Source organism: Spirochaeta thermophila DSM 6578 (genome assembly GCF_000184345.1).
Taxonomy (GTDB): Bacteria; Spirochaetota; Spirochaetia; order Winmispirales; family Winmispiraceae; genus Winmispira; species Winmispira thermophila.
In genome coordinates this window covers 209,751-222,946 of sequence record NC_017583.1, presented here as the reverse complement: position 1 = coordinate 222,946, position 13,196 = coordinate 209,751, and the positions used below count along the sequence as shown (strand labels likewise).

Annotated in this window: 13 protein-coding genes; 3 read left to right on the top strand and 10 right to left on the bottom strand. The window is 62.5% G+C overall.

The genetic code is table 11. The features are described from left to right. Positions 1-20: 20 nt before the first annotated feature. Complete coding sequence (locus tag SPITH_RS00890) at positions 21-707, bottom strand: DUF554 domain-containing protein (protein WP_014623867.1); 687 nt, start codon at positions 705-707, stop codon at positions 21-23. Between the two features lie 253 nt (positions 708-960). On the opposite strand from SPITH_RS00890, the gene SPITH_RS12330 reads away from it, so the two are divergent. Beyond that, on the top strand, positions 961-1,116 hold the full coding sequence (locus tag SPITH_RS12330) for a hypothetical protein (RefSeq protein WP_237223315.1): 156 nt from the start codon (positions 961-963) through the stop codon (positions 1,114-1,116). A gap of 20 nt (positions 1,117-1,136) precedes the next feature. Continuing rightward, complete coding sequence (locus tag SPITH_RS00880) at positions 1,137-1,550, top strand: outer membrane protein assembly factor BamD (protein ID WP_014623866.1); 414 nt, start codon at positions 1,137-1,139, stop codon at positions 1,548-1,550. Position 1,551: 1 nt separating this feature from the next. Here SPITH_RS00880 and SPITH_RS00875 read toward each other — a convergent pair whose 3' ends face one another. The 3 genes from SPITH_RS00875 to SPITH_RS00865 all read right to left on the bottom strand — a co-directional run bounded on the left by SPITH_RS00875 (position 1,552) and on the right by SPITH_RS00865 (position 5,217). Next, positions 1,552-2,655, bottom strand: coding sequence for a vWA domain-containing protein (locus tag SPITH_RS00875; protein ID WP_014623865.1), 1,104 nt, complete (start codon positions 2,653-2,655; stop codon positions 1,552-1,554). Between the two features lie 44 nt (positions 2,656-2,699). Further along, a complete protein-coding gene (glmS, locus tag SPITH_RS00870; protein WP_014623864.1) occupies positions 2,700-4,523 on the bottom strand; it encodes a glutamine--fructose-6-phosphate transaminase (isomerizing) in 1,824 nt (607 codons plus the stop codon). Between the two features lie 70 nt (positions 4,524-4,593). Beyond that, positions 4,594-5,217 (bottom strand): Crp/Fnr family transcriptional regulator, encoded by a 624-nt coding sequence (locus SPITH_RS00865; protein ID WP_014623863.1) that lies wholly within the window; start codon positions 5,215-5,217, stop codon positions 4,594-4,596. 51 nt (positions 5,218-5,268) lie between these two features. Here SPITH_RS00865 and SPITH_RS00860 point away from each other — a divergent pair, with 51 nt between their 5' ends. After that, positions 5,269-6,273 (top strand): lipoprotein TP_1001-related protein, encoded by a 1,005-nt coding sequence (locus SPITH_RS00860; protein WP_041624111.1) that lies wholly within the window; start codon positions 5,269-5,271, stop codon positions 6,271-6,273. On the opposite strand, the gene trxA is transcribed toward SPITH_RS00860, so the two are convergent. Genes trxA through SPITH_RS00830 form a run of 6 tightly spaced genes read right to left on the bottom strand, consistent with a single transcriptional unit; the run spans position 6,270 to position 13,050 of the window. Continuing rightward, the gene (trxA, locus tag SPITH_RS00855) at positions 6,270-6,590 is read right to left on the bottom strand and encodes a thioredoxin (protein ID WP_014623861.1); all 321 of its coding nucleotides are present in this window, start codon (positions 6,588-6,590) and stop codon (positions 6,270-6,272) included. The genes SPITH_RS00860 and trxA overlap by 4 nt on opposite strands. A gap of 58 nt (positions 6,591-6,648) precedes the next feature. Next, complete coding sequence (trpA, locus tag SPITH_RS00850) at positions 6,649-7,410, bottom strand: tryptophan synthase subunit alpha (RefSeq protein ID WP_014623860.1); 762 nt, start codon at positions 7,408-7,410, stop codon at positions 6,649-6,651. Further along, positions 7,407-8,630 (bottom strand): tryptophan synthase subunit beta, encoded by a 1,224-nt coding sequence (gene trpB / locus SPITH_RS00845; RefSeq protein ID WP_014623859.1) that lies wholly within the window; start codon positions 8,628-8,630, stop codon positions 7,407-7,409. The genes trpA and trpB overlap by 4 nt, the downstream gene beginning before the upstream one ends. Next, positions 8,614-10,056 carry a bifunctional indole-3-glycerol phosphate synthase/phosphoribosylanthranilate isomerase gene (gene trpF / locus SPITH_RS00840; protein WP_014623858.1) on the bottom strand — a complete coding sequence of 481 codons (1,443 nt, stop codon included), beginning with the start codon at positions 10,054-10,056 and terminating at the stop codon, positions 8,614-8,616. The genes trpB and trpF overlap by 17 nt, the downstream gene beginning before the upstream one ends. Continuing rightward, complete coding sequence (locus tag SPITH_RS00835; RefSeq protein WP_014623857.1) at positions 10,053-11,651, bottom strand: bifunctional anthranilate synthase component II/anthranilate phosphoribosyltransferase; 1,599 nt, start codon at positions 11,649-11,651, stop codon at positions 10,053-10,055. The genes trpF and SPITH_RS00835 overlap by 4 nt, the downstream gene beginning before the upstream one ends. Continuing rightward, the gene (locus SPITH_RS00830) at positions 11,632-13,050 is read right to left on the bottom strand and encodes a chorismate-binding protein (protein ID WP_014623856.1); all 1,419 of its coding nucleotides are present in this window, start codon (positions 13,048-13,050) and stop codon (positions 11,632-11,634) included. The genes SPITH_RS00835 and SPITH_RS00830 overlap by 20 nt, the downstream gene beginning before the upstream one ends. Between the last annotated feature and the right edge of the window lie 146 nt (positions 13,051-13,196).

The window sequence follows — 13,196 nt, the reverse complement described above, 5'->3', positions numbered from 1 at the left end:
CCCTCCTCCTCTGAGACCCATCAAAACCAGGGGACGAAACAGAGGGGGACCACCAGTATGAGGGCGGGAAAGAAGTTCCCGGTCTTGATCCTGGTCACTCCCAGGAGGTTGAGCCCTATCATTATCACCATGGCCCCTCCCACCCCTGTCACCTCATTGAGGATCGTCTCCGTGACGAGAGGCTGGAGGAACCCCGAGAGCAGGGTGAGCCCCCCCTGATACACCAGTATGGTGAGGGCGGAGAAGGCCACCCCCATCCCCAGGGCCGCGGTGAGGAGGATGGCCATGAAGCCGTCCATCACCGACTTGGTGAGGAGGAGGGTGTAATCCCCCTCGGTCCCGGCCTTGAAGGCCCCCACCAGGGTCATAGCCCCCACGCAGAACAGGATGGAGGCGTCGAGGAACCCCGAGGCGAAGGTACTCTCACCCTCCGCCCGCGCTACCCTGCGCTTGAGGAACTCCCCGAAGCGGTAGATCCCTCCCTCTATGTCCCACCACGTGCCGAGGATCCCTCCCGCGACGAGGGAAAGGGCCATCCAGAGCACCCGCTGGCTCTCGAGGGCCATGCTCAACCCGATCACCAGGGTGAAGATCCCCACCCCCTGGTAGACCACCTTTTTGAAGTCCTCCGAGATCCTCGCATGGAACAGAAGCCCCAGCAGGGATCCCACGATCACCGTCACCATGTTCACGAACGTCGCTATCATGAAGCGTAGTATATCAGAAGCTCGTTACATGTAAAAGAGATATATCTAAACTATTGACCGGTAAACCACGATGATAGTAGTATACCGGTGCCAAGGGGGGAGGATGGGAAAGTCGGGTTCCACTCTCTCATCCAGAGAGAAAAAGAAGAAGATCTACTGTGCAAACTGCATTCACTGCAAGGTGTCTGCAGAACCAACCGGAGGGGGGTACCTGCTCAGGGTACGTTGTGCTGCGGGCAAATGGAGGAAGAAGATGGGTGCCGAGAAGCTCTACCGCCTCTCCACCGTCATGAGAAGGGTGATGACGGAATGTGAGGCCTATGAACCGATGGGAGACGAGGAGGAGTTTCTCAGGGAACTCAAGAAGACCCTTCCCGTGCAGGACGACCCCTACGAGATTTCATCCTAACCATCAGGTGGAGGCATGCGATGCGGCGTACAGCGTTTCTGGTCGGCGTCCTTGTGATCACGATCCTCTCGACAGGTGCATGCAAGAGCACCCCGCCCGAGATCCCCGAGGGTCTTTCCCGGGAAGAGCTCTTCCAGCGGGCACAGGAGGCCGTCGATCGGGGGGACGAACAGACGGCGCTCCTCTACTATCAGACGGTCCTCGAACGCTATCCCGACGATCTCGAGGGACGGGCCGCCGCGGAGTACGAGATTGCCCACATCTACTACAAACAGGGGCTCTACGGAGAAGCGAAGGAACTCTTCCTCACCATCCTGTCCTACTATGACACGCAGGAGGGAACCTCGCTTCCCCTCTGGATCAAGGTCCTCTCCGAGAAACACCTCTCCTGGATCCAGGAGAAGGAAGCCGAACAGGAGGCACAGGGTTCCTGACCTACTGGGGGAGGAGTACGGGGTAGATCCGCACCTTCTTCCTCTCCGCCTCCCGGCGTACCATCTCCTCGGTGACCGCCCCACGAGGCCTCGGATGAGGAGGTGCGTCTCCCACCAGTATGATCTTCCTGTCCTCGGCCTGCCAGTCGAATCGGACGAGGGCCGCATACAAGGCCTCATGGACCGCCTCGGGGAGATCCCGCCCGCCTGAGACCCTTATGCCCTGGACGAGGCGCTGGAACTCCCCCATATCGCTCTCGAACGGTATCACCTTGTTGAGATATTCCTCCATGTAATCCTTGTAGAGCACCACACCTATCCTCACGCTCCGGTAGGGGGCACACACACGTCGGACGAGCGGCCCGAGCTCCCGCTTCACGTAGGGAATATCGTCTTCCATGCTCTGTGTGGTATCGAGCACGACCACCAGGTCGAGGGTGTCCCCCTCCCTCTCCGAGAGCACCTCCTCTATTCTCTTGAGCACATCCTCCTGTCCCGTGGAATAGAGGAGGGGAGTCCGGCTCTCCTCGGCGAGCCTCGTGAAACTCTCCACGGCGGCGGGCATGTAGTTCTCCTCAGGGGGGCCCTCGAACGGCTTCTGTATCACCCTGAGGATGAAAGGATTGTCCTGGAAGGCCCCGGTGTAGTCGGCATAGGGCTTCTCGAAGGTGCGCACATTGAGGTAGGTCCCGTCCACCACGAGGAGCTCACCCGAACGCGACCATGGATAGCCGTAGATCACCACGTACGGGATAAAGATGTGAAAAGCCTCGCCAAAGACAGGGTGGGATTCCGGGGTTGAATCCACCAGGTGGTAGCCCCTCGAGGTATCGAGGAACTCACCGTCGAGGATCCGCCGCTCGTCCCCGTTCACGGGATTGTACTCCGTGGTGCGGAAGGCGTAGGATGCCACCTTTCTCGCTGGGTCCTCCGTGGACTCCGTGAGCAGGACCGAGGCAATGTCCGGTTTCTTCCTGATCCAGAGATGATACCCCCCCTCTAGGGCCTGTTCGACGAGAAGGTCGTCCGGTGAAAGAGAGAGATCGAGTCCTCCGAGCGCGCCGACGGAGAGGAGGAGACACGCCAGGACACCACTGCCTTTCATCCCACTATACAGGATCGGCACCCATGGGGAGGTGGTTTATCCCGTCATTCCACCGTGACGCTCTTCGCGAGGTTCCGCGGCTGATCCACATCGCGTCCCAGTTCGAGGGCCATGTAGTAGGCGAAGAGCTGGAGAGGAACCACCATGAGGTAGGGATACATGTACCGGTAGACCGCCGGAATCTCGATCACATCATCGGCGATCTCCCTCACATCCGGATCTCCCTCGGTGCACAGGGCGACCACCTTCCCCCCTCGTGACTTGACCTCCTTCATGTTGCTCAGGACCTTCTCACGTAGCTCATCATGGGGCACGAGGAACACGCTCGGCGTCTCGGGATTGATGAGCGCGATGGGTCCATGCTTGATCTCCGCCGCACTGTAGCCCTCGGCGTGGATGTACGAGACCTCCTTGAGCTTGAGCGCCCCCTCGAGGGCCACCGGATAGTTGAGACCTCTTCCGAGGAAGAGGAAGTTCTTCACCCATGCGTACTTCCGGGCAAGGGCCTTGATCTCCGGAGCCTTCTCGAGCACCTCCCGCAGTCTTTCCGGAACCTCGCGGAGAGCCCGTATGAACAGGAGGCCCTCCTCGTAGGAGAGATGGCGCATCCTCGCCATGAGGAGCGCGAAGAGGTAGAAGGCCGTCACCTGCGAGGTGAAGGCCTTGGTGGAGGCCACCGCGATCTCCGGCCCCGAGTGGATGTACACCCCGCCGTCGGATTCCCTGGGGATGGAGGAGCCCACCACGTTGCAGATCCCGAGGACGCGGGCCCCCTTCCGCTTGAGCTCTCGAAGGGCGTAGAGGGTGTCGGCCGTCTCACCCGACTGCGAGACCGCGAAGTAGAGGGTGTTCTTCCTCACCACCGGGTTCCGATAGCGGATCTCGGAAGAGAGCTCCGCCACCGCAGGGATCCTCGCGAGCTGCTCGATCACATACGCCCCGAGCATACCCGCATAGTAGGAGGTGCCTGCACCGATGATCACCACCTGCTCCACCTCGAGGAGCTCGCGACTGGTCATGTTGAGCCCTCCCAGGTGGGCGGTGGCATACTCCTCGTCGATCCTCCCCTGCATGGCCCGCTTGATCGACTCAGGCTGTTCGAAGATCTCCTTGAGCATGTAGTGCTGGTAGGGGCCCTTCTCTATCTCCTCCAGCTCCCACGTGATGAGTTCCACCTTCTTGTCGATGACGGTGTTCCTCAGGTCCGTGGTCAGGAACTCCTCAGGGGTGACCCTCACCACCTCGTTGTCTTCCAGGTAGACCACCTGTCGGGTATGCCCCAGGAGGGCGGAGACATCGGAGGCGAGGAACATCTCGTGTTCCCCCACTCCCAACACGAGAGGGGAGCCGTTCCGCGCACCGACGATCACCTGAGGCTCGTCCGCGTGCACACACAGGAGACCGTACGTACCCTTCACCAGGGAGAGGGCGCGTTTCACCGCCTCTTCGAGCGATCCCTCATAGAAATCCTCGATGAGGTGGGCGAGCACCTCGGAATCGGTCTCGGATACGAACCGATATCCTCGCTCCTCCAGGGTCTCCTTGAGCGACTGGAAGTTCTCGATGATCCCGTTGTGGACCACGGCGATCTTTCCGTTTTGGGAAACATGCGGATGGGCATTGGTGTCGGTGACCCCCCCGTGCGTGGCCCACCTCGTATGCCCTATCCCATACTCGCCGTCGAGATCCTGTGGGACGATCCCCTCGAGGTCCTTGATCTTGCCCGCCCGTTTGATCACCGTGAGCGCGCCGTCCCGCACGGTGGCGATCCCCGCGGAGTCATAGCCCCGATACTCGAGTCGCTTGAGCCCCTCGAGCAGGACCCGAGCGGTGGGCTTTGGACCACAATAGCCGATGATTCCACACATGGAAGGGCCCCCTTCACGAAGTTCTATACATCAACATACCACATGGGAACGCTCTCTTCAATTTCCCACGTTATCTTTCGGCCCCGTCGACCATGGCCTTGAGGCCGTCCATGTCCATGAGCACGAGATCGTTCCCCGATCGCTCCAGGATCCCCCGCCCGATGAGATCCTGTATCGCGCGCTCCACCTCAGCCGCATCCACCTCCTTGTTGAGGGCGATCTCGTGCACGGTCTGGTTGTAGGGGACGGTCCGGACGAGCCCCTGCGTCCCCTTGAAGACGAAGTAGAGATCCAGGAGGATGAGGTTCTTGAGGTTGCGGCGGACCAGATACTGGAGCTGGAGGTTGGTCTGATTGAGCCTGCGGCAGAGCTTGTCGATGATGGCGAGGGCGATACGCGCGTTCTTCTCCACCATGCTCTGAAACCCCTCGCGGGTGAAGCCCAGGGCGAGCACATCGGTGACTGCCGTGGCCGTGGCGGTGCGAGGCGATCTCATCACCAGGGCCATCTCTCCGAAAAAGTCCCCTTTCTCGAGTATCGCGAGCGTATGGTCCTTCCCTCCCACTTGCTTCGAGATCCGCACCTTGCCTTCCTGGATGATGTACATCTTATCGCCGGGATCTCCTTCCTTGAAGATGATCCTGCCCGCGGGAAACAGTTGCCCGTACTTCTCCACGAGGGGGTTTGCTGCCATGCATGCTCCTTTCTTGAAGCGGGTTCACCGAATATCCAGTATAGCCCTATGATGAGAGAAGTGCAAATACTCCTTGTCGTCATCTCTTGCGTGATATCGAGTGCGTGCCTCGAGGAGGGGATAGAAGATGCCTTCGACCTCGCACCTCCGGAACTCGTCTCATGGGAGGCGGTCTCCGAAGAGGAGATCCTCATCTCCTTCACGGAAGAGGTGAACGCCTCACCGGATGACTTCTTCCTTCCACAAGGGAGAACGCTCACCTCCCTCACCGTGGGAGGTGAGGACCTGCGGCTCACCATCTCCCCACCCTCCTCACCGGGGGAAGCTCTCCCCCTCGAGGGGAGAGTGAGGGACAGGGTCGGCAACTCCCTCACCTTCTTCCTCGTGGTCTACGGGTACAACGAAAGGCTCCCCGAGGTGCTCATCAACGAGTTCACCACACAGGGGAGCTCCTCGCACCCCGATTGCGTGGAACTCTACCTGGCCACCGAGGGGAACATAGGCGGCCTCGTCTTCTACGAGGGCACGGACACGGACTGGGATCAGATGTTCGTCTTCCCCCCTCTCGACCTTCCTGCGGGGAGCTTCGTGATCCTCCACACCAAGCCAGAAGGTATCCCCGAAGAGATTGACGAAACGACCGACCCCGCGGCTTCCGGCGGAAAGGACAGTCACCCTTCCGCCTGGGACTTCTGGCTTCCCGACGGGAAAGGGCTTTCCGGCAACAACGGGGTGCTCACCCTCTACACACGACCGGGGGGCCGCCTCCTCGATGCGGTGGTCTACAGCACCGGGACGTCCGAGAAGTACGAAGGCTTTGCCCAGAAAAAGGTGCTCGATCGGGTGAGGGAGGTGGAGGGGCTCGGCGGCTGGAAGGGGGACTCCTCTCCCCTCACCCCCGGTGACTGCATCGATCCGGACCCCTCCACTGCCACGCGGTCCATCTGCAGGGCCTCTGTTCCTCAAGACACCGACACCAAGGAGGACTGGCACATCGTACCCACGGGAGGGGCCACGTTCGGCGAACCCAACTCGGACGAGGTCTACACACCCTAGCCGAGATGGGGCTGGATCATCTGCTCGAAGACCTGCCGGGGAGCGGCCCCTATCTGCTGGGCTGCCACCTGCCCATTCTTGAAGAGAAGGATGGTGGGGATACTCACGATGCCGAACCTGCTCGCGAGGTCCGGTTCCTCGTCCACGTTCACCTTCACCACCTTGAGTTTCCCGGCATATTCCTCGGCGAGCTCGTCGAGGATGGGCGAGACCATCCGGCACGGCATGCACCATTCGGCCCAGAAGTCCACGAGTACAGGGATATCGGCCTTCAAGACTTCCTTTTCAAAGTCGGCTGCCTTCACATGAAGCGACATGACGCCCTCCTACCTCTATTGTTGTCAAGGAAAATATCACAAAACTTTTATATACCGTCTACTCTCGGCGGTTAGCCTCCTTCGAAGAGAGAAGCTCCCCTATCTTCGCCTTGAGGGGAGCCGCGGGGCTCCCGCTGCATGAGGCGATCACTCGGACGAAGGCCGATCCCACCACCACCGCGTGGACGTGTGGTGCGAGGAGGGCTACCTGCTCGGGTGAATCGATGCCGAACCCGGCGAGCGTTCTCGTCCCTGCGGCCTCGAGCGTGTCGAGCAGGGAAAGGTTCTCCTCCCCGATCTCGGTGTGATACCCGGTGATCCCCTTCCTGAGGGCCGCATACACATAGGCGGGGGAAAGGGAGAGGATACGGGAGAGTCGCTCACCTCGAATCTGCGGAATCACCACCGGCACGACCGGAATCCCATGGCGGGCTCCGGCCTCGTAGAGGCCTTCGTCGTAGTCAGGAGGAAGGTCGGGAACGATGAGCCCCTCGAGTCCGAGCTCTGCACACCGTTCCACGAAGGGATCCACCCCCTTTCGCACCGGGATACTCCCATAACACATGAGGAAGACCGGCAGATCGGGCCACCGTCCCTTCAGCCATTCGAGGAACCGGAACCCCTTCTCCACGGTGAAGCCCGCCTCCAAAGCCCGCGTGCATGCCTCCTGAATCGCAGGACCGTCGGCCGTGGGATCCGAGAAAGGGAACTGTATCTCGAGCGCCCACGCACCTCCTTCCACGAGGGCCTGTGCCACCTCCCGGGAACGCGCCTCGTCCGGGAAGAACGAGACCATATGGGCCATGATGCGTGCACTCATGAGGAAGCCTCTCTCAGCAGGAATTCCCGCCACTTCTCACCATCGAGGGCCTTGGCGGTGATGAAGATGTCTTTATCGCCCCTGCCAGACATGTTCACTATGATGGCCTTCTCCGGGGAGCCCTCCCGCGCCATCTTCATGGCCACGGCTCCTGCGTGGGCGCTCTCGAGGGCAAAGACCAGACCTTCATGGCGGGCGAAGAACTTCAAGGCCTCGAGCGCCTCCTCGTCCGAGGCCGTGGTGAAGGAGATCCTGCCGGTCCTCCCCAGATGGGCGAGCTGAGGCCCTATCCCCGGATAGTCGAGTCCGGCCGAGATCGAGTGGGTGGGGAGCACCTGCCCGTCCTCGTCGAGGAGGAAGAGGCTCTTGTAGCCGTGGACCACTCCCTCCACCCCTGCCCCACTCATACGGGCGGCATGCTCTCCTGGACCGTTCCCCCTCCCCCCGGCCTCCACACCCACGAGCTTCGGCCGGTCGGCCTCGATGAACGGGGCGAAGAATCCGATGGCGTTCGACCCTCCCCCCACACATGCCACCAGGGCCACCACCTCCTCACCCACCTGTTCCCTCATCTGCTCCACGAGTTCCCTCCCGACCACCGACTGGAACTCCCGCACCATGTCGGGGAAGGGGCTCGGCCCCAGAGCCGAACCGAGCAGGTAGTGGGTATCCTCCCAGGAGGCGGCCCAGTCACGCAGGGCCTCGTTCACCGCATCCTTGAGGGTGCGAGAGCCACTGCACACCGGGACCACCTTCGCACCGAAGAGCTCCATCAGGTAGACATTGGGCCGCTGTCGCGCCATGTCCACCTCTCCCATGTAGACCGTGCACTCGAGGCCAAGCCGTGCGCACACGCTCGCCGTCGCCACCCCATGCTGCCCTGCCCCTGTCTCGGCGATGATCCTCCGCTTGCCCATCCGCTTGGCAAGGAGGGCCTGGCCGAGGGCATTGTTGATCTTGTGAGCCCCTGTGTTGGCGAGACCCTCGAGCTTTATGTAGATCCTGCTTCCTCCCAGCGCCCTGGTGGCATTCTCTGCGTACAGGAGAGGGGTGGGACGTCCCACGAAGTGGCGCCGGGCCTCGGCGAGCTCTACATGGAAGGCGGGATCGGCCATGGCCTCCAGAAAGGCCTGCTCCAGTTCGTCGAGCGGGCGCCTGAGCACCTCGGCCACGTACCGCCCCCCGAAGGTCCCGAAAAAGTCGTTATACACCTTCTGCATCTCGGATCTCCCTGAAGAATCGTTCGAGCCTGCCCCTATCCTTTACTCCCGGCGCCGCCTCGAGCCCTGAGGATGCATCCACCAGCTCGGGCCTGAAGCGCCGCACCACCTCCCCCACACTCCCCGGCCCCAGCCCCCCCGCCAGCCACACAGGCCCCCTCTCCCCCGCCGCCTCCACCACCCCCTCCGGCACCCGCATCCCCGTCCCCCCGTACGCCCCCTCGACCCTCGCATCCAGCAGCACCCGCACCGCACCGTACCGCTCCACCCCCTCCAGATCCCCCCGCTCCTTCACCCGCACCGCCTTGTACCACGGCACACACAGCGATCCCAGCACCTCCGGATCCTCCTCACCGTGGCACTGGATCCCGTCCAGGAGACCTTCCTCCACCAAACGCACCGCCTCCTCCAGCCCACCCCCCTGCTCTCCGACCACCACCCCCACCCTCCTCGCCCGCACCGGCCCCATCCGCTCGAGGAACGAGCGATCCACCTGCCGGGGAGAGGGGGCGAGGATGAAGCCAAGAATATCGGCCCCCGACCTATCCGCGAGCTCCACGTCCTCCTCCCGGGCAAGACCACACACCTTCACGAGCGTCCTCCCGGCCGCAAGCCCGCTCCAGAACCTCCTCCCCCTCACCCAGTCCCGCTTCCCGGCGGCGAGTCCCTCCATGATCGCCCGCACCCTCCCCCGCTCCCGCATCACCGCCTCACCCACCAGCACCCCCCACGCCCCGCCACTCCCCGCCACATATCCATGCGTCCTCGTCCAGAGCCCCGACTCGAAGACCACGCGCGCATCCCAGTCGATGAGCCGTCGCATCCTCACCGGGTGGAGGAGATCCACCCGGAAGGTAGCCAGATCCCTCGCATTGATCCCCACCAGGAGAGGCTCGAACCGCCTCACCTTCTCCACATCTTCAGGCGTGTGTACCTCCACAAGAGCCGAAAGCCCCAACTCCTCTGCCCTCCGAAGCATTCGGCCCAGCACATCCTCGGGGAGCACCCGGGCGATGAGGAGCACCGCGTCGGCCCCTGCACGCCAGGACACCTCCACATCCTCCTCGGAGAGGAGGAAATCCTTCCGGAGCACCGCCACACGGGGAAAACGCTCTTTGATGCGGACGAGATCACCGAGGGACCCACCGAAATACCCCTCCTCGGTGAGCACCGACACCGCCCGTACCCCCTGCGACACGTAGGCGCCTACCTGCTCCACCGGGTCCGCCTCCTCAGCGATGGCACCACGTGAGGGAGATCTCCGCTTGAATTCCGCGATGAGACACGGATCCTGGGCGAAGGGCACCAGCGGCACATCCCTCCGCGCGGGAAGCCGCATCCCCTGTGCAGGCCCCTCCTCCGCCACCCGTCTCCGCCTCGCCTCCACGATCGTATCCAGGATATCCCCCGAGACCCCGCTCCTCATACCCGCTCCTTCCCATGGGAGACGAGCCGTTCCACCAACTCCCCCACCTTCCCAGAGGAGAGCACATCGAGCGCCGTCCCCACCCCTTCTGACGGGCTACTCACCGCTCCTGCCACGTAGAGGGCCACCCCGGCGTTCGCCGCCACCGCATCCCGGAGCGCAGGCCTGCCCTCACCGGCGAAAACCCGTCGCGCCTCCTCCACGTTCTCCTCAGGCGTCCCACCGAGCACCTCCTCGAGCGGGTAGCGCCCCACCCCCAGGTCCTCCGGCTCGAAGACTCCCTCCTCCCTCCTCCCCTCCGCATCCAGGTATACGTAGAACGTGCGGCCGGTCACCGACACCTCATCCTGCCCGTCTTCCCCATGCACCGCCATCACCCGCCTCACCCCCAACTGCAGGGCTGCCTCGGCCATGAGTGAGAGGTAGTCGCGCGAGAAGACGCCCACCAACTGGTAGACCGCACCCGCCGGGTTGGAGAGCGGCCCCACGAAGTTCATGATAGTCTTGATACCCAGCTCCCGTCTCGGCCCTGCTGCGTACTTCATGGCTCCATGGTACCGGGGAGCAAAGAGAAAGACAAAGCCCTCCTGCTCGAGCATCCGTGCCGCTACATCAGGCGGAAGGTCCACTGGAATCCCCAGCGCCGCATAGAAGTCCGCGCTCCCGCTCTTCGAGCTCACCGCCCGGTTGCCGTGCTTGGCCACCGGAACCCCACACGCAGCCGCAACCAGGGCCGCACAGGACGAAATGTTAAAGGTGCCGAGGCCGTCACCCCCTGTCCCACACGTGTCGAGAAACGCCCCCTCTGCCGGAAACGGCACTGCCTTACGCTTTAGCACCGCTGCACACCCTGCCACCTCCTGGGGGGCAAACCCCTTGGCATTGAGCGCCACGAGGGCCCCTGCGATCTGCGCAGGTGTGAGGTTCCCGCTCGTGAGCTCGTCCATGAACTCCTCGGCCTCCTCGCGGGAGGCGTCCTCACCCTCGAGGAGCCTGCTGAGAAACCCGCGATAGTCGAACGGCTCGCGCTTGTAGGAGAGGAAATTGGCGAGCATACGCTTTCCCTCCTCGGTGGCGATCGACTCGGGATGGAACTGCACCCCTTCGAGGACCCACTCCCTGTGACGGACCCCCATGATCTCACCGTCCGAACTACGTGCCGTGACCTCGAACTCGGGCGGAAGGCTCTCCTCGTCGATCACCAGGGAGTGATAGCGGACGCAGGTGAGCGTCCTGGGGAGCATCCGGAAGATCCCCTTACCGTCCAGGTGCACGGTATCGGTCTTGCCGTGCATGATACGCTTCGCCTGCACGATGCGCGCACCGAAGGCCTGTCCGATGCACTGGTGCCCCAGACACACCCCCAGGATGGGTACCTTGCCGGCGAACCGGCGTATCACCTCGAGCGAGATCCCCGCATCCTCGGGCCGTCCCGGTCCGGGGGAGATGATGATCCCCCTGGGGTGCAAGGCCTCCACCTCTTCCACCGTGATCTCGTCGTTTCGAACCACCCTCACCGGCTCTTCGGCGAGCTCACAGAGGTACTGGTAGATGTTGTAGGTGAACGAATCGTAGTTATCGATGAGAAGGTACATTGGCATCCTCCAGTCCTATGGCATGCATGAGGGCGGCGAGCTTCTCCTCGGTCTCTTCGAACTCACGCTCGGGCCGCGAGTCGTACACCACCCCCGCCCCCGCCTGTAGGAAGAGCATATCGCCCTTCTTGAGTCCGCTCCGAATGGTGATGCACGTATCGAGGCTCCCGTCCGGCTCGAGATACCCCACCACCCCGGCGTAGAAGCCCCTCGCCACCGGCTCGAGCCCGCTCACCACCTCTCCGGCCTTGATCTTGGGAGCCCCGGTCACCGTACCCGCAGGGAAGCTCGCCCTGAGGGCATCGATCCCGGTCTTTCCTTCCCTAAGCCTTCCCCGCACCTCGGAGACGATGTGCATCACGTGGGAATACCGCTCCACCATCATGAGGTCGGCGACGTGTACGCTCGCAGGCTCGCAGACCCTCCCGAGGTCGTTCCGCGCGAGATCCACGAGCATGAGGTGCTCAGCCCGCTCCTTCTCGTCGGAGAGGAGCTCGGCCTCGAGGGCCGTGTCTTCCTCCTGATCTCGTCCCCTCCTCCTCGTCCCCGCGATGGGCCTGATGATCGCCTCCCCGCCCTTCACCTTCACGTGCACCTCAGGAGAGGAACCGAAAAGCTGGAACGTGCCGAAGTCGAGGAAAAAGAGATAGGGGGAAGGGTTCACCGACCTGAGCACCCGGTAGGCCTCGAAGGCGGGAAGCTCGGTCTTGAGGGCCTTCCGCCTGGAGGGTACGGCCTGGAGGAGGTTGCCCCTCACGATGTGGTCCTTTATCACGTTCACCGCATCGAGGAACCAACTCTGATCACCTGAAAGGTCCTCCACCGGATACCGCCCCTCCTCAGGAGCCTCCATGAAGGAAAAGTCCAAATTCTCCAGCTTCCTCTCTACCGCATCGAGGGCCCGCTCGAGGTCCACCTCGGCCTCCCGGTAGTTCATCCCCACCAGGTACATCCTGTCGGTGTAGTGGTCCATCACCACCCACACGTGGCCGAAGAGGAAACTCCCCAGGGGAAGACCGAGCGGATCGGGCTTCTGCTCGAGACGGATCGTATCGCAGAAGGTACAGAACTCGTAGGAGAGGAAACCCACGCCCCCCGCGGGGAACGGCAGCCCGCCGTCGAGTGGCGCGTGTTGCTGAGCGAAGTAGAAGAGCACGTCGAGGATGTCGCGCCCCGGATGCTTTATCCGGAAGGTCTTTCCCCCCCGAGAGAGGAAGACGCCCTCCCTGGTCTGAGAGACCCTGAAGGCCTCGTCCACGAGAAGCAGGGAGTACCGCCCCCTCCCCTGCTGGAGCGAGGCCGACTCCAGCAACACCCTGGCATCGAGCTTTCTCGCGAGGCTGAACGGCGTGAACCGCTCCGAGGGAAGCATCCGCACCCGGACATCTGATCGCTCCACAGCGCGCTCCTTCTCAAGGGATCGTGCGTTTCTTTTTATAGAAACGCACCGCATACGGTATCACACTTTTACTACCCTGTCAAGATTCTTTTGGAAGAAACAAGCGCTTCCACTGAATTTTGTACTCTGGTGGGTACATAAAAGAA

Excerpts from the sequence above, each read along its gene's own strand:
- SPITH_RS00890 (WP_014623867.1), bottom strand. The coding sequence starts at position 707 with ATGATAGCGACGTTCGTGAACATGGTGACGGTGATCGTGGGATCCCTG.
- SPITH_RS12330 (WP_237223315.1), top strand. The coding sequence starts at position 961 with ATGGGTGCCGAGAAGCTCTACCGCCTCTCCACCGTCATGAGAAGGGTG.
- SPITH_RS00880 (WP_014623866.1), top strand. The coding sequence starts at position 1,137 with ATGCGGCGTACAGCGTTTCTGGTCGGCGTCCTTGTGATCACGATCCTC.
- SPITH_RS00875 (WP_014623865.1), bottom strand. The coding sequence starts at position 2,655 with ATGAAAGGCAGTGGTGTCCTGGCGTGTCTCCTCCTCTCCGTCGGCGCG.
- glmS (WP_014623864.1), bottom strand. The coding sequence starts at position 4,523 with ATGTGTGGAATCATCGGCTATTGTGGTCCAAAGCCCACCGCTCGGGTC.
- SPITH_RS00865 (WP_014623863.1), bottom strand. The coding sequence starts at position 5,217 with ATGGCAGCAAACCCCCTCGTGGAGAAGTACGGGCAACTGTTTCCCGCG.
- SPITH_RS00860 (WP_041624111.1), top strand. The coding sequence starts at position 5,269 with ATGAGAGAAGTGCAAATACTCCTTGTCGTCATCTCTTGCGTGATATCG.
- trxA (WP_014623861.1), bottom strand. The coding sequence starts at position 6,590 with ATGTCGCTTCATGTGAAGGCAGCCGACTTTGAAAAGGAAGTCTTGAAG.
- trpA (WP_014623860.1), bottom strand. The coding sequence starts at position 7,410 with ATGAGTGCACGCATCATGGCCCATATGGTCTCGTTCTTCCCGGACGAG.
- trpB (WP_014623859.1), bottom strand. The coding sequence starts at position 8,630 with ATGCAGAAGGTGTATAACGACTTTTTCGGGACCTTCGGGGGGCGGTAC.
- trpF (WP_014623858.1), bottom strand. The coding sequence starts at position 10,056 with ATGAGGAGCGGGGTCTCGGGGGATATCCTGGATACGATCGTGGAGGCG.
- SPITH_RS00835 (WP_014623857.1), bottom strand. The coding sequence starts at position 11,651 with ATGTACCTTCTCATCGATAACTACGATTCGTTCACCTACAACATCTAC.